Raw genomic sequence first — 20587 nt, forward strand, 5'->3', positions numbered from 1 at the left:
CCTGTCTCATTTCCAACAAAAGTGAGACGATTTGCATGCGCCTCACTTCTTCGCCGAAACGGGGTCGGTGGCCAGGCCCGGGTCCTGCCCCTGGTCGGTGATGCGCAGCGTGCCCTTCTGCAGGAAGAAGAGGATGTCCAGGACGTTGTCGTCGCCGACCTTCATGTCCTTGAGCTTCTGGAAGTCCTCGCCTATTTCCTTGAAGACCGATTCCGGGTTCTCGCCCCGGGCGCGCAGCTTTGCGCTGAGGCTGGACAGGCCGGTGGCTACCTGCAGCGCATCGGCAGTTGCCTCCTGCTGCGGATTGACGTAGTCCCACTTCGGGGTGTCGAACTCGACGTCGTAGGCCGCGCCGTCGGGGATCTTGCCGGCCAGCATGGCGGCGGCGGCGAAGGCGTCGCACAACGGACGCAGCAGCCGCGGAATCAGGATCATCCACTGCGTGTGCTCAAAGCCGCGGCGAACGTCCTGCATGCGCACCCGGGCGCTGCTGAAGTTAACCTGGCTCATGTCGCCGGTGGCCATCTCGTAGGTGACGCCCAGGGCGGCGGTGATGATGTGCAGCTGGTGCGACACGTATTCCACGTGCCCGCCCGCGGCTTTCGGCTCGACCGTCTCGATGGTGGACCCGGCGGGCAGCTCTGTGATTCCGCCGCTCGAGAGCTCGCCCAGATCGCCGGTCCGACGCGCCAGGGAAGCATCAGCCGCGCCGGTGGCCGAGGACGATCCGAGCTGGTTCTCGTTGGCCATCAGCGAGGCGTCGCCGCTGATCAGGACCGACAGGCGCGACTCCAGGTTCTTGCGCGCCAGCTCCGCATCCTCGTACAGCTGCGTGTCCCTCGTGCGCGCGATGATGGGCGCCAGGCGTGTGATGCCGCGCCCCTGGCCCGGCCGCTTCGGGTCGTACAGGTGGATGATGCTGCTGGCCGGCACCCGCTTGCTGAAGTTGCGGAAGCCGCGCAGCAGCGTGGCATCGCCGGGGTGCTGGTCCCACAGCCAGTAGGCAGCGACGCGGCCGAGCTGGTCGTACTCGATGCCTTCGATGACTACGTTGCCAAAGGGCACGTCCGCCATGCCGCCGCCCAGCAGCGAGTTGCGTGTGCTGTCCAGCCAGTCGATCTCCAGCACCTGCAGCTGCAGCGGCACCGGCAGGCCGTCTTCGGCGCGGCGCGGACGCAGCCTGACCAGCATCTCGCCGTCCTGCTCCATCGCCCGATAGCACGTCGCCTCCTGGCCGAACAGGTCCAGGCGGCCGTCCGCATCGCACACCGACACCCACGCCTTGAAGAGTTTGTTCAACTTTTCGGCCTGCGGACCGGTGAAGCGCGGCACGATGCCGGTGCCGATGACGTTGGCCACCAGCGCGTCCATGCTTGAGGCGATGTAGGGAACGTTCTGCACCAGCGATCGGGCCTTGGTGCGCAGGATGGTGGCGTCGGCGAAGTGGTCGGCCTGGGCGCTGGCGCCGCCCCGACGCGGGCGCCAGCTGTCCCGAGGACTGGCGGCCTCGTAGGCGCGCTGCAGCTTGGTGCGATCGACCACGCGGCGCAGAGCCCGGCCCGGAGAGAAGACGCCGATCAGGCGGTCCAGTGCGTTGACGCGGAGGGCCATCAGTCGCCCCGCGCGGTGGTGAAGCGGTAGCGGAAGGAGCCGGTGGGTCGGGACGCCTCCGCGAGCTGCGCAGCGACGAAGTCGCGGCGCTTCTTCAGGCCGTCGAAGTTGTCGAAGGTGACCTTGCGGCCGGCGATCTCGACTGTGAGCTCGGACGCGGCGATGGCGCGGTCGAGGACCGCGAGGTCGGCAGAGGTGAATGACATGCCCGACACGCTACGGATCGGGCTGTCTCATTTCCAACAAAAGTGAGACTGTTTCGCTCAGGCCCTGCCGGCCTGCTTGAGTTTGCGGTACACGGTGGCCCGGCCGACGTGCAGTTGCCGTGCGACTTCGCTGGCGTTGCGCCCATTGAACAGCGCCAGGATCCGCTCGCCAAGGCGGTCGCCGGATTCTCGCTTGGCCACGTAGAGCCGCTCGCCGGCGAACTCGTCCCGGATCGCCTGCTTCACTTCCTCGCGCCGTGCCGCGATATCCGGTACCAGCTCCACGACGTAGTCGAAGATCCGGTCGACCAGGTCGGGCTCGGCCTGGATCAGCGCGTCGAGCTGGGGTGTCGGCGACGTGTTACCAGTCGCGGGTGGCTTTTTTGCTGCTTTCACGTCGCCTCTCTTCCTCGGGTTTGCTTGCGGTGGGCTCCACTGCTTCTTTTTTTGGATACGTATCCACTGGCTGTGCGAAAAGGTCGGGATTGGCCGGCGCGTAGCGCTGCTCGCGCCGCGCCCAGCTGTTTTCGCGGTAGTTCTGGATCCCCAGGTAGCAGGCGCCGGCATAGGCGTAGACCATGCAGTCGCCGCCCTCCTCGCGCTTTCCCGACGGCGTGATCCAGCGCATGACGCGCTTGCCCTTGACAGTGGCTGGCAGCAGCTTGGCCGCGGTCATCTGCTCGAATTCGTCGGTGTCCTTGATGGCCAGAGGCACGTGCACGAACCCCGGTCCCGCCTGCGTAAGACGCATCCGGCCATATAGGAGGTGCTTGGCCGTGTCGGTGCCGATCGGCCACAGCTTGACGCCGCGCGGCAGGCTGCGGCCGCGCCAGTTGACGTCCACCGGCGTGGGCTTGCCCAGCACCGGCTTGTCGTACACGCTGGCGCCCTTGATCGCGAGCACGTGCGAGGTGCTGTGGTTGCGGCAGTACGTGTAGACCGCATGCGTGTTGTGGCCGCCGGTGTCGACGCAGGTCACTTCCACCAGCATCTGTGACCCGCTCTCGTGCAGGAACGGCGTGCGGCGGATCTCGGTGAGCCGGGTCCAGGGCGAGCCCTCCGTCCCCTCGTCCAGGTTGGGGTCGCCGTAGATGATCTCGCGCGAGATCAGCCAGCTCTCCTCGCCGCGGCCGAAGGCCCACACCCGGGCCTCGAGCCGATCGGGCTGTGTGTCCACTCCCATGGTCAGCATCAGGCCGCGGCGCGGGACGATGCCCATCGGGTAGTCCTCGGCCCGCTGCGCCAGCACGTTGTGGTCGGCTCCCAGGCCCTTTTCCTCCCAGGTCTCGGCCAGGCTGGAGTTCTTGAACTTCTTCAGCGGCGCGCTCTGCCCAAGGCGGTGCTTTTCTGTGGCTTCAACCCACTCCTCGACCAGCTCCTCCCACGAACGCCAGCCGAGCGGCGAATACAGCTTGCTCAACCAGAAGCCGGCGACCTTGCCCCGGGCCGCACCTGGTGCGCCAGCGCGCCAGACGCCGTCGGCCAGCATCGCCGTCTTGTGGAACTCCTCGATCGCGGCGCTGCAGCTGCTGCAGATGTAGACCGCGGTCTCCGGCCTGGCGGCGCCGCCGGCGGTCTTGAGCCACTTGATGCCGTGGTCCTTGTCGGCGCCCCACTCCAGCACCTGGAACTCGCCACAGTGCGGGCACGGCACGAAGTACTTCCGGCGATCGCTCGCCAGGTAGCGGCTCTCGATCTCGGACGCGCCCTTGATGTTCGGCGTCGACGCGACGATCAGCTTGCGCCGCGCGAAGTTCGACATCCGCTCCTCGAGCAGGCCGAGCGGCGGGCCTTCGTTGTCGACATCGGCCGGCCATTTGTCGATCTCGTCGGCCACCGCGAAGCCGAGCGGTTTGGACGCCAGCGACGAGGCGGAGTTGGCGCCGGCAAAGTACACCGCGAAGTCGCCCTGGATCGAGCGGCTGCGCCAGCTGGTGGACTCGTCGCGCGACTTGCGCACCGCCACCTTGCCGTGCATCACGGGTGTGGCTAGGATGGTGGGAAGGAAGCGCTTGGAGCTGTGGTCCTGAGCATCCTGCAGCGTCGGCTGGACCATCATCATGTCCTGCGGCTCGGTGTGGATCCGCTGCATCAGCGAGTTGTAGAGGATCTCGCTCTTGCCCAGCTGCGTGGCGAACATCAGCACGATCTCCTCGTACAGACTGAACGACGACGCGCACTCCATGGGCTCGACAAGGTACGGCGTGCGCTCGTTGCGCCACTGGCCACGCTCCGGACCCTTCGCGATCTTGCGGAACTTCCCGGCCCACTCGGCGACGCTGACGCGCGGCGGCGGCGCCAGGTAGGCGGCCATCATCTCCCCCACCAGCTCGATGGCGCGTGCTTCGTGGTCGGGAAGGTCGCGCGCGCTCATGCAGTCGCTTTCTGCTCCGACGTGCCGCCGCCGAGGGCGCTGGCGCGGGCCAGGGGCGCCAGCACCTGGTGGATCTCGGCCTCGAGGAGTGTCTGGATCCGGCCCGGGTCGGACTGGGGCGCGAGCAGCGGCGCCAGGCGCGCCGGGATCTGCAGCAGGCCTTCGCGCACCGGCGCCAACATGCTGGCCAGCGCCGACTTGACCTGGTCGACGCGGATCAGCGAGCCCTCCAGCTCGGCAAGCTTGATCTCGGCGGTGCGTGCATCGGCCGCGGCCTGGCGCGATCGCGAAAGCTGGTAGCCGGGATCCGCGTGGAGCTGTTCGCCGGGCCCGGTGACCTGGTCGGCCGGCGCCGGAGATGCAGCTGCTGCTGCCGGCTCGGCGCCGGCGGCGTCGACCAGGTCCTGGGCGGTGTTTCCAGTCGCCGGCGCCTCCGCACTGGCGCGGACGCGGGTGTTTCGCTCCCACTGCGTGTCCGCGAGCACCTGGTCGACCAGCTTGTCGGGCCCGAACACGCTGATGTGACCCCTGTCAACCGCCTTGCGGACGGCCTCGCGGCTGCCGCCCGAGAGCCCGCGCGCCTTCCGGTGCCGCGCGTACTCCGCCTGCGTCAACAACTTCGGGTCACTTTTGGCCATCGTCAACCCGTCTGTCAACTATTGCCAGGGCCATAGACTGGTCCGTTTTCGCGCTCGTTTCGGCCCGTAGCTGGAGGTCGCCCGGAAGGACCCGGCCGAGATGGCGGGCCGAGTTCATGCGCCTGCCCTCTTGGCGTTGAAGCGGTCGGTGTAGTACTTCGCCTCGCGCTGGAAGACCTCGGGGAACTTGTCCTGCAGCAGCTGCACCACGACGCGGTTGATCCGCTTGGTGTTGAACATCTGCGGCACGTCCACCGTCTGCATCGCCTTGATCGGCAGCCTGGTCTTGCCCACGCGCTGGAACACGGTGCGGCCCTGGTTGGCGATGAAGGCGCCCTTGAGCACCTTGCGTCCACCCGAGCGCAGGATCTTCACGCTCACGCCGGCAGGGGTCTGCCTGGCATCGAAGTGGATCAGGTTCAGCGACCGGCCGCGCTTGTTCGTCACCTGCAGCACGCCCTTGACCGACAGCAAGCCATTGCGCCACGTGGCCTTGATCACCTGTAGGCGGTCCTTCACCTCGCGCGAGGTGATGTTGAACTCCCTGCTGATCTCCTGTGCCATGCGGGTCTGGCCCTGGGCCAGCGTGGAGTTGACGGCGCGCACCAGCGCTTGCTCACGCACGTCCTTGTGGAGCTGCTCGAGCTGCGCCATCACCTCGGGGAAGTTGTCCTTCACCGTGATCAGCATGTCCGTCGACCCCTCTTCTTCATTTCCTTTTCTCTCTCTCAAAGAAACCGTTACGCTGTTACGCGCACGCGTAACACCAAGACCCGCACCAGTGCTCGCTTGTTACGCTGTTACGCTGTTACGCGCTTCTCCTATACGAGAAATCACACACACCCCTGTCCCTTCTCGCGCACGCACGCGCACGCATTTGGCGTTGGCTGTAACGGCGTAACAGCGTGACAACCCGCGCCAATGCTGGATTCCTTGTTACGCGCACGCGTAACGCCGTAACAGCCGGCCTCATGAACCGCCCTCCTTCGAGCCCTTTGCACTCCCATCCGGGGAGCGGGGTTCGTATCCAAGGTAGTCGGACAGCGACTGCTCGAAGCTGGACACGCACTCGCTGGCCCAGGCGCCGGCATTGACGTCCTCTGGCCGCTCGGTGACCAGCAGCATCCGGGTGGTCTTGCGGCCGCCGCCGAGGTCCTCGGACACCACGGCCGCGATCCATTCCTTGGCCGGCGGCTTGGGTGGGTCCAGCGTGGGCGCCATCGACTCCGAGATCCGCAGCAGCATCCGGGTGAAGACGTTGCGCTGCATGGGGAAGCGGTCGCCGGTGCGCTGGGCGTACTTGATGTAGGCCCGGTAGGCCTGCGCCATGGAGCACGTGCGGTAGGGCAGATCGAGCTCGCCGCTGGCCCACTCCAGCCAGAAGCGTTCAGGGCTTTTCCTGTTCATGTCGATCAGGTCCAGCTTCGCTTGTGTCAGGGGTGCGGGGGCGAACGGATCGAAGTCGTCGAGGTTGTAGTCCAGCAGGTAGCGGTAGAAGGCCTTGAGGCCGCCCGCCTCCTTCCACGCCTTGAGCCTGCGATAGAACTCGAACTCCCGGGCCCGGGGCGTGTAGACCACCAGGTAGCGGCGGTCGCTGTTGTCCAGGGCCAGCGGCTGCAGCTCGTTGGACAGGAACACGATGTTGATGTGGTTGCGCTCCTCGCGCCGCGGCAGGTTCTTCGGGTTGATCTGCACCGTGGTGGACGTGATCAGCGCCTTGAGCCGGTTCTTGTTATGAACCAGCTCCTGCCGGCTGGAGACCTCGTCGCCGACAACCGCCAGCTTGGCCGAGCGCCAGTCGTTGAACTTGTCCTCGAGCTCGTCCTGGCCGACCAGCGCGCCGTACTTGCCGTAGATTTCGACCCAGAGGTCGAACAGGAAGTTTTTGCCGGCGCCCTCGTCGCCGTGCATGATCACCGCCGTGCGCAGCTTGGTGCCCATGTGCTGGAGTGGATACGCCAGCCAGCAGAGCAGCCAGTGCATGATGTTGTCGCACTCGTCGGCATCGGTGCTGGCTCGGCTGGTGAGGAAACGCACCAGGTCCAGAACGGGCTGCACGTCACCTTTTTCCGGCTCCAGTAGGATGCCGCCGAACAGGTTGACGCACGTCTCCTCGTCGCACGATCCTGTCGGGTCGAACACCACGTCGGCCGGCATGATGGTGCGCCGATCGGCCGAGGCCTTCCACAGCTTCACCACGTCGCTGCCGTGCGCGTGCGCCATGTTGGCGATCTTCATGATCAGCCGGTTGGCGCCGTCCCACACCGTGTCGGTGCCGTAGATCAGCGCGAAGTTCGCCACCAGGTAGTTGAACTTGCCCCAGTCGATCGTGCGCTCGGGTTTTTTCGGCTTCGCGCCACCACCCCCTTTCCCCTCATTGCGCGAACTCGCGCTTTCCTGGGGAGGGGGGGCGGGAGGCGAGGAAGTGCCAGCGTCGACCGCGCGCCGCGTCTTGCGCTTCTTCGCATCAGAAAACGAGACAACATCAGCTGGCGCTGACGCGCCAGAAAGTGGCGAAGGGGCCTCGGGCACGCCCGGGCCCTGCTCCGCGCGCGGATCCGGTGGCTGGCCAGCGTCGATCGGGTTATCTCCCACGCCTCACCTTCCACCCCACGCGCTTGAGCATGGCCAGCACCGCCTGCAGCTGCCGGGCGACGACATCGAGGCCTTCGCGCAGGTGCAGGTCGTTGAAGTCGGTGTCCTTCTCCTGCCTGGTCGACGGCTTGAACACCGGCCACACCAGGTCGCAGTGCGCCGTTGTGCGCGCGGCCAGTTTGGCCTTGGTGACGCCGGGATTCTTGCCGTCGTGGTCTTCCGACTTCCAGTCGTCGTCGGCGCAGATCAACAGGTGCGCGTCCGGGTGCACCTTGCGCAGGATCTCCACCACGAACACCAGGTTGTAGGCATCGAGCGCCACGTACACCGGCACCTGGCGATCGGTGGCCATGCGGATCGACAGGCCGGTGGCGTAGCCTTCGCACACCAGGATCACCGACGTGTCGGCGTCGACCACGCCCAGGCGCACCGCGCAACCCGTTTTCGCGAAGCCCTTGGTGAACAGCTTGAAGCCGTCCGGCTGGATACGCTGCAGCGCCCGCAGGCGGTCGCACTGGGGCGCGTCGTACCGCAGCAGCGGAACCACCACCGTGCCGTCGGCCAGGTAGCGGCAGGACTCGCCCTGGACGCCCTTGCGCTCCAGGTAGGGCGAGTGGCCGGTGCGCGACGCCCTGCCCCACAGCTCCGCGGCGCCCAGGGCGGCGATCGCGGCCGCCTCGGCCTTCGCGGCGCGGGCCGCCTGCTCCTGCGCTTCACGCTCGGCGCGGAAACGGGCCTTTTCGGCGTCGGTGAGAGGCTTGAAGTCCATCTCCACCTTCTGTTCGCTGCCGCCGTGCTTGTAGGTGCCGAACTTGCCGGTGATGTACTCCGTGTGGGGCGCGCTGTCCGGCCGCCACAGCTGCAGCCAGTACCACCACTTGCCCTGCTTGCCGCAGGTCTTGCGCTTGGGCGTGGGAATGGTCAGCGGGAGATCGCGGGGCAGGAACTGCACGCCGAAGGCCTCCATCTGGTAAATGACGCTCGCGTAGTTATCCATCAGGCGGCGCGACGTTGCTCGAGAAGCTCTTCGAAGATCGTGAGGCGGGCTTGGCGGGCCAGCCACTGGCTGATGAAACGGTTGCCGCAGGCGATTTCGAAGGCGTTGATGTAACGCGCCGGCAGCTCGCGCTTGTTGTTGTTGTCGCTGACGTAGTCCGACACGTGTGACGCGTAAAGCACCGCCTCCTCGGCCAGGGCGCGCTTGGTCAGTGACCTGCGCGTGCGAAGGTGCCAGCAGGCGCGCACGGCATCGCGATAACTCTTGGCCGCGGCCACGATCTCGCTAGACACCAGGCACGGGCCCGTGTAGTAGGTGAGCATCGGCAAAGGGATCTGCTGTTCGCTACTCATGGGCCATCTCCATCATTGGGAAAATCAACAATTACCAGTTGGCGTACCAGTTGCCATGGGCGCAAAATTTTTTCGATGCGCCCACACAAAGAGGACTCACCCCTCACCGATAGCTGCCTGTGCACGACGCTCCCGGTCGGGAATGGGCACGACCGCGTCGGCGGCCCGACTGTCTTTGCCAATGCGCGGTTCGCTTGGAACGTCGGGCGCACCTTTGGCCCCTATCAGCTCAGGCCAAATAGCGTGCCAGTCGTCCGGACGGAGTTCCCAGCGCATGACCTTGCCTTCGGTCGCCTTTTCGATCGATACGCAGTATTCCGGGCTGGGTTTGCGAGCCGAATACGCGTGTTGCCACTGCCGGATCTGGGCGTCACTCTTGACGTGGATGAGCGCCCGCAGCTGGCTGACCGTTAGCGCACCTTCACTCGAAAGGTATTCGTGGAGCTTCATGGATCGCGATCATATAGCGATTGCTATGGCGCATCAATAGCATTTGCTCATATAGCGTCTGCTACTGTCGCGGCTATGGACTTGGAGACGAAGGAATGGCGCAAGCAGCGGCTGCAAGCGCTGGCGGCAAAATTTGGCGGCCACGCGGCGCTAGGAAGGCTGCTTGGCTACCGGGATGGGGCCTTCGTCGGCCAGATGATCAAGGGCTCCCGGCCAATAACCGAAAAGACCGTGGCCACGGCTGAAGCACTTCCCGATTGCGCTGGCTGGTTCGACGCACCCGACCAGGGACGCCGCGTCATCCCCGTCGATTTAAACGAGCACCCAGACCTGATTTCGGTTCGACGCGGAAAGCTAAAGCTTCAGGCCGGGATAGCGGGCTTTGCTGTCGAAGTCGACAACACGCCGGGCTCACCAATTTTCTTTCGTGCTGACTGGCTTCAAGAGCGAGGCTACAAGCCTTATTCGCTGCTCGCCTTGCGAGTCACCGGGAAAAGCATGGAACCGCGCCTGTTTGACGGTGACGTAGTGGTCATCAACACCGATCTCACAGAACCGAAGGACGGAGAGGTCTACGCGATCAACTACGAGGGCGAACCCATGATCAAGCGCTTGGTGCGCGATGAAGGTGCCTGGTGGATGGCGTCAGACAACCCGGACAAAACCAGCTTCCCTACGAAGAAGTGGGTTGATCGCAACAGCATCCTCGTTGGCCGCGTGATCCACAGACAGAGCGAACACATCTAACCGCCGCGCCCGCGCGGCACGCGGGAACCTCTGGGGGCAATCAGTGCGTAAATTCTGTTCACTGCTCGTCGTTCTGACCGCTCTCGCGGGCTGCTCGGATCCGAAGAACACCCCGCTGCCATCCGACATTTCAAAGATGGAGACCATCAATCCCCAGCTTCAAAAGCTAACTCCGGAGGAGCGCGAGCTACTTGCCAAGTACTTCATACGAAAGACCATGAAGGGCACGATGTTTGGGGCGATGGCGGGCAACACCGACGCCGCAACCATTGGTCAGGCGATTGAGAATCAACGGGCTTACGCCGCCGACACGGCCAAGCGTGAGTCCGAAGAAGCAGCGCTGAAGGCAAAAGCCAAAGCCGAACACGAAGCGGCTATGAAGGCTCTGCGAGACGTGGTCACAGTTGCGCTGGTCTCCAAGAAGGTGGCCGAAGAGCATGGGATGAGCGGCATGCTCATGGATCGCCGACTAGAGATCACTGTCGCCTACCGAAACAACGGTACGAAGGACATCGCAGGTGTGAAAGGCGCGCTGGTCGTCTCGGACCTGTTCGGCGATGAGTTGTCGACGTTTCGCATATCAAACGATTCGACGATCCGGGTCGGCGGCTCAACAATCTGGTCCGGCGGTCGATCGCTCCAATTCAACATGGGCCAAAACAAAGATGAAAAATTCGCGGAGCTTCCTGAAGACAAATACAAGGTTCAATGGGAGCCAGAGGTCATCGTGTTCACTGATGGCACCAAGCTATCGGCGCTGAAGTGAGGTTAGCCTTGGGGGTAACTGCCCCTAGGTTGAAGGAGGATCTAACTAGGGGAAACCCTCCTCCATTGCTCAAGTTGTAGCTTTTGCTATTTACTTTATAAATAGCATTTGCTACAGTCGCCCTGCGCCATTTCCGGCGTCAGGAGCGATTGATGAAGCACAGCTACAGGGCGACCCTCATCCCCGAGGGCACCAACTTCGACGAAGTTGAATACCAGGCCGATCACGGCCTACTCCCCACACTCCAGCTGAAAGCCGGCGGCGCCGCTGAGGCAGCGGCAAGTGCCTACAGGGTCACGGGACGTCCCGTGCTCAAAGTGGAGCGCGTCGAGGCGGTCACGTGAGCGCGCACCTGGGGCACGACGGCCCGGGGGGCGCGGTCACTACTCCGGCCGCCCGGGTCCGGCCGGCGGCCCTGCCGCCCGCATATCTTGACGCCGCCGAACGCTGCGTGCTGCCACTGGACACGCAGCGTGGCCGTCTTGGCGTCGCGTTCACCCTGCCTGACAGCGTGGTCCGCCTTGCCATCACGCCGGGCGACGCGCAAACGCTGGCCCAGCAGCTGCAGATTCACAGCAGCGAACCGGCCGGCACACAGTCCCCAATGTCGTCGCTCAGTCCCAGCGAGCCGGGATCCGTACCGTCGGGTGGAGAAAACGTATGACCGCCGGCCGCGTCGTCGATCGCCTGGTGGGCTTGGGCGTAACTCCCCAGCGAGCAGTTGTCGTAGATCACGTGGTATCGGCCGTCGGCGCTCTGGCCGATGAACACCGGCAAGCGGCGCGTGGGGTGGGCAAGCAGCAGCTTCATGGCGACAGTTTGCCGAGGTCTGTGCATTCCTGCCCACGCTCAGGAAGCGCAAGCATCGTGCTGCGCCTGCGCGATCTGCAGGATGCCCGCGCCAAAGGCGGTGCCGCATGAGCGCGGCCCTGTTGCGCGCCCTGCGCGAGCTAGTTTCGCCGTGCGAGGGCAAGGTTGTGCAATGCCACTTCCAGCGGCTTGCGCTTGCTGGTGATGCGCAGGCCGCATCCGGTATTGACGTAGGCGCGGTCCAGCTTGCCACTGATGCTTTCGAGTGCGTCCGGCATCGCGAACGCTGTGAAACTTGTCCGCGGTTCCAGGCGTTTCGGCAGACCATCCCCACTGGAAAGCATCGGGCGCACGATCATCGCGTGCTCGCCGGTTCCGCGCTTGGTGAAGCCGATGCTAGTCACGGTCACGGCAAAGCTGCTCAGGTTCACAACCTCGATGCCGATGCTTTCCTGACCGGTGTTGAACAGGTTCCAGCTGGGTGTTACACGGACCCGCACCCTGTCGTTGCTGAGCGCACGCCAGGTATTGATCAGGCCGAGCACAGCCCCGATCAGGGCAATCGCCAAGGTCGCCAGTTGCAGCCAGTTGATGTCCATCGCAGCCTCCGTGGCCGCAGTGTAGGCGGTGCAGCATGAGCGCCCATCGCCAGAACTTCACCCCGGCGCCGGTGCAGCCGCCGGTCTACCGCCGCCGGCGCACGCCGTTCGGCTTGTGGCTGCTACTGGCCCTCTTCGTGTTCGTCACGCTGGCCACCAGCGCCTGGATCGAAAGGGCCGAAGGCACCGAGCGCCAGGCGGCCCTGGACACAGCGCACCAGGTGGCCCTCGAGCCGCCACCGCCCGGCCTGACGGGCGTCGACCCCGCCATCGTGGCCAGGATCCGCCTGCAGGCGTTCCATGCCGGCTACCAGGCAGCGCAGGAGAACAACTGCCGCATCGCCCTGAGCCGGCCCCTGGCGGTCCAGCAGCCATGAACGCGCGCGTGCCGGTGGCCCGGCCGATCGATCCCACCGAGATCGAGCTCCGCGCCGTCTGGATGACCGTGCGCGGCCGGCCAGGCTGGCCCGCCACCTTCGAGGAAGCCATGCGGGACCCGATCCAGTCCCGCCTCCTGGTGCTCAACGCCAAGCACCCGCCCAAGGCGGTGCGCTCCGGCCGCACCACCAGCGCCCCCTCGATGCCACTGCCACGCAGCACCACGCGCGCGCTGCCGATGCACGCAGCCGTGCCGGCCGGCCTGGACCGCAAGCGCGCTGCCGCCGGCGATCGCGACGACTGATCTCCACCCCCACCGGTTTCACAGCGAAAGGACGGACCCCATGCTTTCTCAAGTTGTTTCTGAGCGCTACCACTACCCGCGGCTGCAGTTGCCCAAGCTGGAGCTGCTGTTCCGCGACGGCTCCAGCGTCTGGCTGCACCAGATGCGCGCGGACCTGTGCCTGCGCAGCGTTGACGTCGACGGCGAGCGCATCGAGGTCGACCTGCGCGATCTTGCCCCCTCGCTCGACGACGAGGTGCCGGCCGCCGCCCCGGCCGATCGCGCCGGCGTGCTGTTCTTCACCCTGCGGCACCGGTTCGACAGCGCCCAGGACTTCGTGCGCGCCGCGCGGGAGCACGCCAGGTGAAGACCATCGCCCTCACCGGCCACCCGCAGGCCAGAGAGGCCGCCTACCTGCAGCTGCAGGCCATCGTGCGCGATCGCGGCATGACTGGCGACGTGCAGGTGACCCAGTACGCCGTGATCCTGCGCGTGCAGGCGCATGCAATCCACGATGCCGGCGGCGAGGTGTGGCACTGCGGCCCGCTGGCGCCCGCCCGCGAGCTGCTCGGCCGGATCGACCGCGTCCTGCCGGCTGCCACCTTCGAGGCGATGGGCCCCGACGTCATCACCTGCCTGGCCGAGTTCGTCGCCAAGAGGCACATCGCCCTATGAACGCCGGCGAAGACCACTGGGCAGGCCTGGGGCAGCGCCCCGGTGCCGAGCCGCCCCCGCTGCTGACCGGCGACCAGGGCGCCGACGACCAGGACCTGGACGAGTTCGAGCGGCCGCCGGTGCAGCGCACCGTCGCGGCCGCCAGCGCGCCGTCCGTGGTGCCGAAGAACGCCTTCCACCTTCCCTTCCTGCGTGCGGGCAGCGCCGCGCCGGAGGTCCATGACGACAGCGCTGCCGCACAACCACCCGAGGAGAACACGATGCCGAAACAACCGCGCGCCGAGCGCAAGGCGCGGCCCACCAAGGCGGCATCGCCGCGCTTCCAGATCTGCGCGCTGCTGATGGCCAAGGGGCCGCTCACGCGCGAGCAGTTGCTGGAGGACGTCAGCGCAGAGCGTACCGCCTTCTACAACGCGGTGTTCAACGCGAAGAAGGCCGAGCACATCACCTTCCACGAGAAGGACGGCACCTACCGCATCACCAAGGCGGGCAAGGAATGGACCACCGGCGGCGGCAACCTGGACAACCAGCAGGCCGACGCGGCGCCCAAGGACACGCCACGTGCCAAGCCTGGCCGAACTGTACGCAAGCCCTCGGCCGCGTCCACCGCGCAGCTGGCGCCCGCCGCCCGCACCGACCTGGCCATCCGCACCTTCGAGCCCGTCGTCGAGCGCTCGTTCCGCTGCGCGGTGTTCAGCGACGGCGGCTTTCACCTGACCAAGAACGGCGTGTCGATCGACCTCACGGCCGCCGAGCACGCCGAGATGCTGCGCTACCAGGAACGCATGGCCGAGATGCCAGGCGCCTGACCCATCACCACCCTGGAGAACTTCATGAGCAAAGAACTGGAAACGCTGCCGGCCGACGCCGGCACCACCACCGAGAAAGAGCCGCCGGCGCAGCTGGCCACCCTGGCGCGCGACCTGATCGTGCGCAGCAAGACCAACCCGCGCACCCACTTCGACCCGGCCTACATCAACGAGCTGCGCGCCAGCTTCAAGGAACACGGCGTGCTGCAGCCGTTGCTGGTGCGGCCGCTGCCTGGCTCGCGCCTGCAGGACACGTTCGAGGACCGCGCACCTGGTGCGCCGATGCCCACGCACGAGATCGTCTGCGGCGAGTGCCGATGGCGCGGCACCGAGGGCGTGGTCGACGAGCTGCCGGTGCTGATCCGCCACCTCACCGACCTGCAGGTGCTGCAGGTGCAGCTGGTGGAGAACCTCAAGCGCCGCGACCTGCATCCGATCGAGGAGGCCGAGGGCTTCGACCGCCTGATGACCGAACACGGCCTGACGGTAGAGGACATCGCTGCCCGGATCGACAAGAGCGTCAGCTACATCTTCAAGACCCGCAAGCTGCTGGAGCTCACCAAGGAATGCCGCGAGGAGCTGTACAAGGGCAACCTCACCAGGTCGACCGCGCTGCTGGTGGCCCGGGCGCCGGCGTACCTGCAGGTGCAGATCGCCCAGGACATCATGAAGCCGGATTACTCCGGCGAGCCCATGAGCTTTCGCAAGGCGGTGACGCACATCCAGCAGCACTACATGCTGCAGCTGGGCAACGCCGTGTTCGACATCAAGGACGCCAACCTGGTGAGGAAGGCCGGCGCCTGCGGCACCTGCGCCAAGAACACCGGCGCCAACGGCGACATGTTCGAGGACGTCACCGGCGCCGCCAGCTGCACCGACCCGAAGTGCTTCGACGCGAAGAAGGAAGCGCACTACGCCGCGGTGGCCAAGGCGGCCGCGGCCATGGGCCAGACGGTGATCCAGGGCAAGGAAGCAAAGGAGCTGATGCCCACCGAGTGGTCCACGCCCGAAGGGTACAAGCTGCTCGATCACAGCGAATACATCAACGGCAAGAGCACCACGCTGCGCAAGCTGCTGGGCAAGGACGGCCCGACGCCGGTGCTGATCATCAACCCGCACACCAAGAAGGCCGAGGAGATGGTCCCGGTGGACGTCGCCAGCAAGGTGATCAAGAAGGCGGCGGCCGAGGCGAAGAAGTCCGGCAAGAACAAGGAGCCGAACGAGCACCAGCTCAAGGCCCAGTTCGAGGACGCGTGGCAAGGCAAGGCGGTGGAGCAGATCCACGCCGCCATCATGTCCGGCAAGTGCCAGGGCATCACGGTGGCCATCGCGCGCGAAATCGCGGGCTACTACTCGCAAAGCCTGTGGGGCGACACTGCCAAGCGCTTCGCCAGGCTGTTCGAGATCCCGGATGCCAAGGTGGGCATGGACGCCGGCATTGCCGACTACATCAAGACCTGCCCCGACAAGATGGTCGGCCCGGCGCTGCTGATGCTGATGCTCGAGGACGAGTTTTCCGAGCGGTTCAACGAGCAGTTCCCGGTGCTGGAGCTGCTGGCCACTGACACCGGCGTCGACGTCCAGGCGCTGCAGGACCAGGCCAAGGAAGACATGCGGGCGGAAGCTGAGGCGCACGCGCCGAAGAGCGAGACCAAGGCCGCCAAGCCCGCTGGAAACGTGTCTAGAAAGGCCAAGCCGCCGAAGACCACGGCAGCCGAAGCGAAGGCAGGCATCAGCGAAGCCATGAGCGCCGTCGACGCCGGTGCCAGGCCCCAGTCGCTGGCCGACCTCGAAGGCAAGGGCCTGAGCTCGCTCGACATGGAGCTGCTGACTCAGGGCGGAATCCACACCATCGACGATCTGGCCGGCCTCACCGTTGACGAGCTGGTGATGATCACCAACAAGTCCGAGGATGAGGGCAAGGCGCTGATCACGAAGGCGCGGTCGGGGTGGTTCGAATCCGCCAAGCCCACCGCATCCGCCGAGCCAAAGATCGGCGACACGGTGCGCATCAAGGATGGCGTCAAAGGCCCGACCGGCCATCTGCGCAAGATCTGCGGCCGCACCGGCACGCTGGAGAAATTCAACGGCACCGCCTTCACTGTGCGTTTCAGCGGCGTGAAGGACACCGCGCAGGTGCGTGCCGAGGAGTTCGACGTCACCAACGCAGCGGTGAACACCACCCTGGCGGCCTGGCCGTTCCCCACAGCGCCTCTAACCACCGCGGCTGCAAGGAAGACCCCCAAGGCCAAGAAAGGAGCCGCCACATGAGGACCATCACCACCCTGCTAGCTGCCGCCAGCGCCATTGGCCTCTCCAGCTGCGCATACGAGCGGCCAGAACTCCAGACGGGCGTCCAGTGCGTCAAGACGACCGATGGCAAGGCTTACGTCGAAGCCGGCCTGATCCACACCGTTGAGGGCCGCTGCGTGGAGTGGCGCATCGGCCCGACACGGACTGAGCAGTACCGATTCGAGAACCGCGGCCGGCTCGGACTAGGCGGGCGTTGACTATGACCAGTAAAAAAAATCCACTTCGAAGGTGCGCTCTCGGACGTCGCATGATCCATGAGGAGAGTATGCGCGCGCGTGAACTCGTCCGCCTCGGCCTGGATGTCGCTTCCTATCCCTTTAGGTACGGCAGCGCTGCCAATGCGAGCGCAGCCACCGACACCAGGAACGCAGCCACGGAGACCCAGACCGCGTGCCGCGCCGAATCTGCTTGGCGCACGATGGAACCGTCGGGGGTCCGAAGCCAAGCCTGGTACTTTTCACGCCGCTTCCGTTTCAGCCACCTCTCCGCCTCCCGCGCTCGAGCCGCCGTGGTGAAGTCGCCTCGATCGATCGCCGTGCGAATGTTGTCCAGGCCGCCGAACCTTCCTGCCTTCGCTTCGCACAACGTTCCGACGTCTATCGGTTTTGCCATTTCATTCTTCGTCCATATCAAAAAGGTGACAGGCCCTGTCAGGGATAGCTGCTTTCGCTTCGTCCGCGAGCACCTTCATCTCCTCCACATTGGACTTGATATTCTCGATAAAGCCGCGGAACGCGCCTTCCAGCGCTGCGCTCACGTTGTTGGCATCAACCCCGACGAGTGCGTGGTTCAGTTGCTGCAGCATCGCCGCGCGGGCGGACATGAGCGCAATAAGCGGCTTCAGCTCCCGGTAACTTGCGAAGTCGGCTGGGTTGTACTTGTCGAGCGCAACCCCGATGGCATCCAGCTCACCCGCAGCATTGGTCAGGTAGACCCTCGTGGCCACTTGTCTCGAAGTGTGGGCGATCACCTTATCGGCAACCGTGCGGATGTAATGGCCGAGCTGAAAGGCAGCCTCACACCGATCAGCTTTGGCTTTCAGACGGAGAGTCTCTTCGCGATTGCGTGCAGCATCCTGCTGCCAGAGCGCGACGAACAGCGCCACCACCACAGCAGCCGTCGTACTCACAGCCTGCGCCCAAGTGGCCACGTCCCCGCTGGTGGTAGGCGGCCACACCAGCAAAAAGACGACAAACAAAAGGACGAAAAACGCCAGCAGCACGCCCAGCATCCAAATGCCGGCTTTTTTCCTGATTCCTTCCATGAATGAGCGCCCCATCTTGTTTTCAAGCCGCGATGGTACGCGCCCTGCTGGCCGGCCCAAAGACGCAAATGCGGCGAGTCTTCAACCAAGCCGTCGAGCCGAGCCTGAGCGTTGTAGTCGTCGTCGTAGCCAAGCGGGTGACATCATGAAGGCCCGCTGCGCCAGCTGCGGCTGCCAGCTCACGGTCGACGAGCTCACCCACTACGGCCATTCGTGCGAGAGCTGCGAGGGCAAGGCCTACGACGGAGAACGAGCGCCGCCTCGGCGCTTGCTGCCCCGCGACAGGATCGTCGAGGCCCTGGGCGCGTTCTTCGGCCTGCTGGGCACCGTGCTACTGGCCACCAAGGTCGACGGCGCTGGCTGGGGGTTCGTGGCCTTCCTGGCCAGCAACATCGGCTGGCTGGCGTTCAGCTGGAAACGCGGCCACTGGTATATGTTCGCGCAGCAGGTGGGCTTTACCGTCACCAGCCTGCTGGGGATCTGGAACTGGCTGCTGCAGCCAATGCTGGGGGCGTCGACGTGAGCTTCACGGGAACTCAACGACATGGCACGCATGCGCCCGAGGTCACTCGGGCGCTATCGTTAGCCGACAGGTTTCTTCTGGGCAATGCTCAGTGTGTTCAGGTTGATGGCCATTGCGACAAGAATCGCTCCAACCATCGTGGAGTCGTTGACGCCAGCGCCGGCCAATCGCATCGCTTCACTGAGCTGGTACGCGGTCAACGCCGATGCGGCTATGTTGAGCTGAGAGGTGGCGAGAGCTGTGGCCATTTGATTTTCCTTTTGAGTCGGGGAGACTGGTATGGCGACCCAACTTAACACGGAAATAGCGATTAAGCGCGACGCCCATTTCTCCGGGTGCGGTCGCTATCGGTACCGACTCGATCGACTCTGGGCGGACAGCAAACCGCTGCTCTGCTTCATCATGCTGAACCCCAGCGTTGCCGACGATACGGAAGACGATCCCACTGTGCGCAAGTGCATTGGCTTCGCGGAGCGTTTCGGCTGCGGAGGGTTCTTCGTCGTCAACTTGTACGCCTACATCGCCACGAAGCCGAAGGACCTGAAGGCCGCGCACTGGCCAACCGGTGGGGCCATGGCTGACCGAGTGATCGAGCGCACCCTGGCGATCGTGGCCGGCCATGACGCAGGCTTGGCCATCTGCGCCTGGGGCGCCAATGCAAGACGCATGGGGCGGCCAAGCGAGTTGCTGGAAATGATCAAAGCGGCAGGCCTGCGGCCGCACGCCCTGAACATCAACGCCGACGGCACGCCAGCACACCCGCTAATGTTGCCCTACTCCTGCGGACTGGTGCCATACACATCACGATGAGCTCCTCCATCCTCAGTCCCGCCGAGATCGAGGACATCACGGGCTACCAGCAGGCCACCAAGCAGCTGCAGGTGCTGCACGACCGCGGCTTCCTCCGGGCGTTCATCAACCGCAAGGGCGAGGTGGTGCTCGAGCGGCCGCACTTCGAGGCCGTCAGCCGCGGCGAGTTGCGGGACACCGGCAAGCGCGCTAACCTCGCCATCTTTCAACGAGGCCCACGAGCAGCATGACCCGCCGGCGCGCAACCCCTGACGGCCTTCCCTTCCGCGTTTACGAACGCCAGGGCGTGCGCGTGTACAGCATCGGCTACAAGATGCGCAGCGGCAAGTGGGCCTTCCGCTACGAATGCCCCGCCAGCGACGCGCCGGCGATCGCGGCGCTGCGGCGCAAGGCCATCCAGGAGTCGGCCAAGGTCGACGAGGACCGGCCGATCGGCGGCTTCGCCGGCCTGGTCGACGCGTGGTTCACCTGGCAGGATGCGCTGCCGGCCACCTCGGCCGACAAGCGCGCGGCGTCGACGATCGCCGAAAACCGGCGCGAGGCCGCGAACCTCAAGGACGTGTGGGGCAACTTCGAGCCCGACGAGATCACGCGCACCATGGGCTACGACTACCTGGAGGCGTGCCTGACCGCGACGGACGATGACGGCAAGCTGCGGCCGCGGCCCGAGAAGGGCAACAAGGAAATTGCGCTCGCGCACCTGATCCTAGAATGGGGCATCCGCAAGGGCAAGCTGACGGTGAACCCGCTGGCCAAGCTGCGCAAGAACCGCGCGGTGAAGCAGCAACGCCTGGTCACGGCGCAGGAGATGGCCCTGGCCGTCGAGATGGGCCGCCAGCACGGCGGGCCGCAGCTGATCGTGGCGCTGGCACTGCGCACTGCCTGGCTGTGCATCCGCCGTTCGGTGGAAGTGCGCGCCCTCACCCGGCACGCCATCACTGACGACGGGATCCTGTGGACCGACGGCAAGGACAAGACCAAGGCCAAGGTGCTGATCGAGTGGAGCCCGGAGCTGCGCGCCACCATCACCGAGGCGCTGGGCGTCAAGCGAAACAAGGACGCCGGCACCATCCTGATCTTCGGCAACATGAGCGGCCTGCGCTACACGAAGGGCGGCTGGAAGTCGATCCTGCACGACCTGATGACCGAATGCGAGGCCGCGGCCGCGAAGCGCCGCATCGAGTTCCGCAAGTTCAGCCTGCAGGACTGCCGGCCGCTGGGTGTGTCCGACAAGCTCGATCGGGGCGACCAGGACACCCAGGACGCGACCGGCCACCGCGACGGCAAGATGATCTCGCAGGTCTACGATCGTCGAAAGCAGAAGCGAGCCAAGCCGGCCGCCTGATTCCAAACTTCGCAGACTTTGGAATATGTCCTATTCCAAAA

Annotated in this window: 29 protein-coding genes; 14 read left to right on the forward strand and 15 right to left on the reverse strand. The window is 65.4% G+C overall.

What is annotated here, in order from left to right:
* Window positions 1-42 precede the first annotated feature (42 nt).
* From ACFPOE_RS11395 to ACFPOE_RS11440, 10 genes are all read right to left on the reverse strand, one after another.
* On the reverse strand, window positions 43-1611 hold the full coding sequence (locus ACFPOE_RS11395) for a phage portal protein (protein ID WP_376850201.1): 1569 nt from the start codon (window positions 1609-1611) through the stop codon (window positions 43-45).
* The gene (locus ACFPOE_RS11400) at window positions 1611-1817 is read right to left on the reverse strand and encodes a phage head-tail joining protein (protein WP_376850202.1); all 207 of its coding nucleotides are present in this window, start codon (window positions 1815-1817) and stop codon (window positions 1611-1613) included. Before ACFPOE_RS11400 ends, ACFPOE_RS11395 begins: the two co-directional genes overlap by 1 nt.
* A 57-nt stretch (window positions 1818-1874) precedes the next feature.
* Window positions 1875-2213 (reverse strand): putative transcriptional regulator, encoded by a 339-nt coding sequence (locus ACFPOE_RS11405; RefSeq protein WP_376850203.1) that lies wholly within the window; start codon window positions 2211-2213, stop codon window positions 1875-1877.
* A complete protein-coding gene (locus ACFPOE_RS11410) occupies window positions 2179-4191 on the reverse strand; it encodes a phage terminase large subunit family protein (protein ID WP_376850204.1) in 2013 nt (670 codons plus the stop codon). The genes ACFPOE_RS11405 and ACFPOE_RS11410 overlap by 35 nt, the downstream gene beginning before the upstream one ends.
* Window positions 4188-4829 (reverse strand): hypothetical protein, encoded by a 642-nt coding sequence (locus tag ACFPOE_RS11415; protein WP_376850205.1) that lies wholly within the window; start codon window positions 4827-4829, stop codon window positions 4188-4190. Before ACFPOE_RS11415 ends, ACFPOE_RS11410 begins: the two co-directional genes overlap by 4 nt.
* A gap of 114 nt (window positions 4830-4943) precedes the next feature.
* Window positions 4944-5519, reverse strand: a complete 576-nt coding sequence (locus tag ACFPOE_RS11420) for a phage tail protein (protein ID WP_376850206.1) — start codon at window positions 5517-5519, stop codon at window positions 4944-4946.
* A gap of 279 nt (window positions 5520-5798) precedes the next feature.
* Window positions 5799-7130, reverse strand: a complete 1332-nt coding sequence (locus tag ACFPOE_RS11425) for a primase-helicase family protein (protein ID WP_376850207.1) — start codon at window positions 7128-7130, stop codon at window positions 5799-5801.
* 283 nt (window positions 7131-7413) lie between these two features.
* Window positions 7414-8421: a toprim domain-containing protein gene (locus ACFPOE_RS11430; protein WP_376850208.1), complete on the reverse strand. Its 1008-nt coding sequence runs from the start codon at window positions 8419-8421 to the stop codon at window positions 7414-7416.
* Window positions 8421-8774 carry a hypothetical protein gene (locus ACFPOE_RS11435; RefSeq protein WP_376850209.1) on the reverse strand — a complete coding sequence of 118 codons (354 nt, stop codon included), beginning with the start codon at window positions 8772-8774 and terminating at the stop codon, window positions 8421-8423. The genes ACFPOE_RS11430 and ACFPOE_RS11435 overlap by 1 nt, the downstream gene beginning before the upstream one ends.
* A gap of 96 nt (window positions 8775-8870) precedes the next feature.
* Complete coding sequence (locus tag ACFPOE_RS11440; RefSeq protein WP_376850210.1) at window positions 8871-9224, reverse strand: transcriptional regulator; 354 nt, start codon at window positions 9222-9224, stop codon at window positions 8871-8873.
* An 81-nt stretch (window positions 9225-9305) separates the two neighbouring features.
* Between ACFPOE_RS11440 and ACFPOE_RS11445 the strand changes: the two genes are divergently transcribed.
* The 3 genes from ACFPOE_RS11445 to ACFPOE_RS11455 all read left to right on the forward strand — a co-directional run bounded on the left by ACFPOE_RS11445 (window position 9306) and on the right by ACFPOE_RS11455 (window position 11081).
* Window positions 9306-9971: a S24 family peptidase gene (locus tag ACFPOE_RS11445; protein ID WP_376850211.1), complete on the forward strand. Its 666-nt coding sequence runs from the start codon at window positions 9306-9308 to the stop codon at window positions 9969-9971.
* Between the two features lie 136 nt (window positions 9972-10107).
* Window positions 10108-10737, forward strand: coding sequence for a hypothetical protein (locus tag ACFPOE_RS11450; RefSeq protein ID WP_376850212.1), 630 nt, complete (start codon window positions 10108-10110; stop codon window positions 10735-10737).
* A gap of 152 nt (window positions 10738-10889) precedes the next feature.
* A complete protein-coding gene (locus ACFPOE_RS11455; protein ID WP_376850213.1) occupies window positions 10890-11081 on the forward strand; it encodes a hypothetical protein in 192 nt (63 codons plus the stop codon).
* Window positions 11082-11307: 226 nt separating this feature from the next.
* Here the strand turns inward: ACFPOE_RS11455 and ACFPOE_RS11460 are convergent, their stop codons facing one another.
* Both ACFPOE_RS11460 and ACFPOE_RS11465 read right to left on the reverse strand, forming a co-directional pair.
* Complete coding sequence (locus ACFPOE_RS11460) at window positions 11308-11547, reverse strand: hypothetical protein (RefSeq protein WP_376850214.1); 240 nt, start codon at window positions 11545-11547, stop codon at window positions 11308-11310.
* Window positions 11548-11687: 140 nt separating this feature from the next.
* Window positions 11688-12146 carry a hypothetical protein gene (locus ACFPOE_RS11465; RefSeq protein WP_376850215.1) on the reverse strand — a complete coding sequence of 153 codons (459 nt, stop codon included), beginning with the start codon at window positions 12144-12146 and terminating at the stop codon, window positions 11688-11690.
* Between the two features lie 35 nt (window positions 12147-12181).
* Here ACFPOE_RS11465 and ACFPOE_RS11470 point away from each other — a divergent pair, with 35 nt between their 5' ends.
* Genes ACFPOE_RS11470 through ACFPOE_RS11500 form a run of 7 tightly spaced genes read left to right on the forward strand, consistent with a single transcriptional unit; the run spans window position 12182 to window position 16801 of the window.
* Window positions 12182-12523: a hypothetical protein gene (locus tag ACFPOE_RS11470; protein ID WP_376850216.1), complete on the forward strand. Its 342-nt coding sequence runs from the start codon at window positions 12182-12184 to the stop codon at window positions 12521-12523.
* A complete protein-coding gene (locus tag ACFPOE_RS11475; RefSeq protein ID WP_376850217.1) occupies window positions 12520-12828 on the forward strand; it encodes a hypothetical protein in 309 nt (102 codons plus the stop codon). The genes ACFPOE_RS11470 and ACFPOE_RS11475 overlap by 4 nt, the downstream gene beginning before the upstream one ends.
* Window positions 12829-12868: 40 nt before the next feature.
* Window positions 12869-13174 (forward strand): hypothetical protein, encoded by a 306-nt coding sequence (locus tag ACFPOE_RS11480; RefSeq protein WP_376850218.1) that lies wholly within the window; start codon window positions 12869-12871, stop codon window positions 13172-13174.
* A complete protein-coding gene (locus ACFPOE_RS11485) occupies window positions 13171-13482 on the forward strand; it encodes a hypothetical protein (RefSeq protein ID WP_376850219.1) in 312 nt (103 codons plus the stop codon). Before ACFPOE_RS11480 ends, ACFPOE_RS11485 begins: the two co-directional genes overlap by 4 nt.
* Window positions 13479-14291 carry a hypothetical protein gene (locus tag ACFPOE_RS11490; RefSeq protein ID WP_376850220.1) on the forward strand — a complete coding sequence of 271 codons (813 nt, stop codon included), beginning with the start codon at window positions 13479-13481 and terminating at the stop codon, window positions 14289-14291. Before ACFPOE_RS11485 ends, ACFPOE_RS11490 begins: the two co-directional genes overlap by 4 nt.
* A 24-nt stretch (window positions 14292-14315) precedes the next feature.
* Entirely contained in the window at window positions 14316-16562 is a 2247-nt protein-coding gene (locus tag ACFPOE_RS11495; RefSeq protein WP_376850221.1) for a ParB/RepB/Spo0J family partition protein, read from the forward strand.
* A complete protein-coding gene (locus ACFPOE_RS11500) occupies window positions 16559-16801 on the forward strand; it encodes a hypothetical protein (protein ID WP_376850222.1) in 243 nt (80 codons plus the stop codon). The genes ACFPOE_RS11495 and ACFPOE_RS11500 overlap by 4 nt, the downstream gene beginning before the upstream one ends.
* A 112-nt stretch (window positions 16802-16913) precedes the next feature.
* Here the strand turns inward: ACFPOE_RS11500 and ACFPOE_RS11505 are convergent, their stop codons facing one another.
* Window positions 16914-17216: a hypothetical protein gene (locus ACFPOE_RS11505; RefSeq protein WP_376850223.1), complete on the reverse strand. Its 303-nt coding sequence runs from the start codon at window positions 17214-17216 to the stop codon at window positions 16914-16916.
* 1 nt (window position 17217) lies between these two features.
* Complete coding sequence (locus tag ACFPOE_RS11510) at window positions 17218-17868, reverse strand: hypothetical protein (RefSeq protein ID WP_376850224.1); 651 nt, start codon at window positions 17866-17868, stop codon at window positions 17218-17220.
* A gap of 145 nt (window positions 17869-18013) precedes the next feature.
* On the opposite strand from ACFPOE_RS11510, the gene ACFPOE_RS11515 reads away from it, so the two are divergent.
* Window positions 18014-18391, forward strand: coding sequence for a hypothetical protein (locus ACFPOE_RS11515; RefSeq protein WP_376850225.1), 378 nt, complete (start codon window positions 18014-18016; stop codon window positions 18389-18391).
* A gap of 59 nt (window positions 18392-18450) precedes the next feature.
* Here the strand turns inward: ACFPOE_RS11515 and ACFPOE_RS11520 are convergent, their stop codons facing one another.
* Complete coding sequence (locus ACFPOE_RS11520; RefSeq protein WP_376850226.1) at window positions 18451-18639, reverse strand: hypothetical protein; 189 nt, start codon at window positions 18637-18639, stop codon at window positions 18451-18453.
* Between the two features lie 31 nt (window positions 18640-18670).
* On the opposite strand from ACFPOE_RS11520, the gene ACFPOE_RS11525 reads away from it, so the two are divergent.
* The 3 genes from ACFPOE_RS11525 to ACFPOE_RS11535 are packed head-to-tail and all read left to right on the forward strand — an operon-like array spanning window position 18671 to window position 20546.
* On the forward strand, window positions 18671-19201 hold the full coding sequence (locus ACFPOE_RS11525; protein ID WP_376850227.1) for a DUF1643 domain-containing protein: 531 nt from the start codon (window positions 18671-18673) through the stop codon (window positions 19199-19201).
* Window positions 19198-19431, forward strand: a complete 234-nt coding sequence (locus ACFPOE_RS11530) for a DUF4224 domain-containing protein (RefSeq protein ID WP_376850228.1) — start codon at window positions 19198-19200, stop codon at window positions 19429-19431. The genes ACFPOE_RS11525 and ACFPOE_RS11530 overlap by 4 nt, the downstream gene beginning before the upstream one ends.
* Window positions 19428-20546 carry a hypothetical protein gene (locus ACFPOE_RS11535; RefSeq protein WP_376850229.1) on the forward strand — a complete coding sequence of 373 codons (1119 nt, stop codon included), beginning with the start codon at window positions 19428-19430 and terminating at the stop codon, window positions 20544-20546. The genes ACFPOE_RS11530 and ACFPOE_RS11535 overlap by 4 nt, the downstream gene beginning before the upstream one ends.
* Window positions 20547-20587 lie beyond the last annotated feature (41 nt).

This window comes from Caenimonas terrae, assembly GCF_042655405.1.
In the GTDB taxonomy this organism is placed as follows: domain Bacteria; phylum Pseudomonadota; class Gammaproteobacteria; order Burkholderiales; family Burkholderiaceae_C; genus Ramlibacter; species Ramlibacter terrae_A.

Excerpts from the sequence above, each read along its gene's own strand:
- ACFPOE_RS11395 (WP_376850201.1), bottom strand. The coding sequence starts at position 1,611 with ATGGCCCTCCGCGTCAACGCACTGGACCGCCTGATCGGCGTCTTCTCT.
- ACFPOE_RS11400 (WP_376850202.1), bottom strand. The coding sequence starts at position 1,817 with ATGTCATTCACCTCTGCCGACCTCGCGGTCCTCGACCGCGCCATCGCC.
- ACFPOE_RS11410 (WP_376850204.1), bottom strand. The coding sequence starts at position 4,191 with ATGAGCGCGCGCGACCTTCCCGACCACGAAGCACGCGCCATCGAGCTG.
- ACFPOE_RS11415 (WP_376850205.1), bottom strand. The coding sequence starts at position 4,829 with ATGGCCAAAAGTGACCCGAAGTTGTTGACGCAGGCGGAGTACGCGCGG.
- ACFPOE_RS11420 (WP_376850206.1), bottom strand. The coding sequence starts at position 5,519 with ATGCTGATCACGGTGAAGGACAACTTCCCCGAGGTGATGGCGCAGCTC.
- ACFPOE_RS11430 (WP_376850208.1), bottom strand. The coding sequence starts at position 8,421 with ATGGATAACTACGCGAGCGTCATTTACCAGATGGAGGCCTTCGGCGTG.
- ACFPOE_RS11435 (WP_376850209.1), bottom strand. The coding sequence starts at position 8,774 with ATGAGTAGCGAACAGCAGATCCCTTTGCCGATGCTCACCTACTACACG.
- ACFPOE_RS11440 (WP_376850210.1), bottom strand. The coding sequence starts at position 9,224 with ATGAAGCTCCACGAATACCTTTCGAGTGAAGGTGCGCTAACGGTCAGC.
- ACFPOE_RS11450 (WP_376850212.1), top strand. The coding sequence starts at position 10,108 with ATGGAGACCATCAATCCCCAGCTTCAAAAGCTAACTCCGGAGGAGCGC.
- ACFPOE_RS11455 (WP_376850213.1), top strand. The coding sequence starts at position 10,890 with ATGAAGCACAGCTACAGGGCGACCCTCATCCCCGAGGGCACCAACTTC.
- ACFPOE_RS11460 (WP_376850214.1), bottom strand. The coding sequence starts at position 11,547 with ATGAAGCTGCTGCTTGCCCACCCCACGCGCCGCTTGCCGGTGTTCATC.
- ACFPOE_RS11465 (WP_376850215.1), bottom strand. The coding sequence starts at position 12,146 with ATGGACATCAACTGGCTGCAACTGGCGACCTTGGCGATTGCCCTGATC.
- ACFPOE_RS11470 (WP_376850216.1), top strand. The coding sequence starts at position 12,182 with ATGAGCGCCCATCGCCAGAACTTCACCCCGGCGCCGGTGCAGCCGCCG.
- ACFPOE_RS11475 (WP_376850217.1), top strand. The coding sequence starts at position 12,520 with ATGAACGCGCGCGTGCCGGTGGCCCGGCCGATCGATCCCACCGAGATC.
- ACFPOE_RS11480 (WP_376850218.1), top strand. The coding sequence starts at position 12,869 with ATGCTTTCTCAAGTTGTTTCTGAGCGCTACCACTACCCGCGGCTGCAG.
- ACFPOE_RS11490 (WP_376850220.1), top strand. The coding sequence starts at position 13,479 with ATGAACGCCGGCGAAGACCACTGGGCAGGCCTGGGGCAGCGCCCCGGT.
- ACFPOE_RS11495 (WP_376850221.1), top strand. The coding sequence starts at position 14,316 with ATGAGCAAAGAACTGGAAACGCTGCCGGCCGACGCCGGCACCACCACC.
- ACFPOE_RS11500 (WP_376850222.1), top strand. The coding sequence starts at position 16,559 with ATGAGGACCATCACCACCCTGCTAGCTGCCGCCAGCGCCATTGGCCTC.
- ACFPOE_RS11505 (WP_376850223.1), bottom strand. The coding sequence starts at position 17,216 with ATGGCAAAACCGATAGACGTCGGAACGTTGTGCGAAGCGAAGGCAGGA.
- ACFPOE_RS11510 (WP_376850224.1), bottom strand. The coding sequence starts at position 17,868 with ATGGAAGGAATCAGGAAAAAAGCCGGCATTTGGATGCTGGGCGTGCTG.
- ACFPOE_RS11515 (WP_376850225.1), top strand. The coding sequence starts at position 18,014 with ATGAAGGCCCGCTGCGCCAGCTGCGGCTGCCAGCTCACGGTCGACGAG.
- ACFPOE_RS11520 (WP_376850226.1), bottom strand. The coding sequence starts at position 18,639 with ATGGCCACAGCTCTCGCCACCTCTCAGCTCAACATAGCCGCATCGGCG.
- ACFPOE_RS11525 (WP_376850227.1), top strand. The coding sequence starts at position 18,671 with ATGGCGACCCAACTTAACACGGAAATAGCGATTAAGCGCGACGCCCAT.
- ACFPOE_RS11530 (WP_376850228.1), top strand. The coding sequence starts at position 19,198 with ATGAGCTCCTCCATCCTCAGTCCCGCCGAGATCGAGGACATCACGGGC.
- ACFPOE_RS11535 (WP_376850229.1), top strand. The coding sequence starts at position 19,428 with ATGACCCGCCGGCGCGCAACCCCTGACGGCCTTCCCTTCCGCGTTTAC.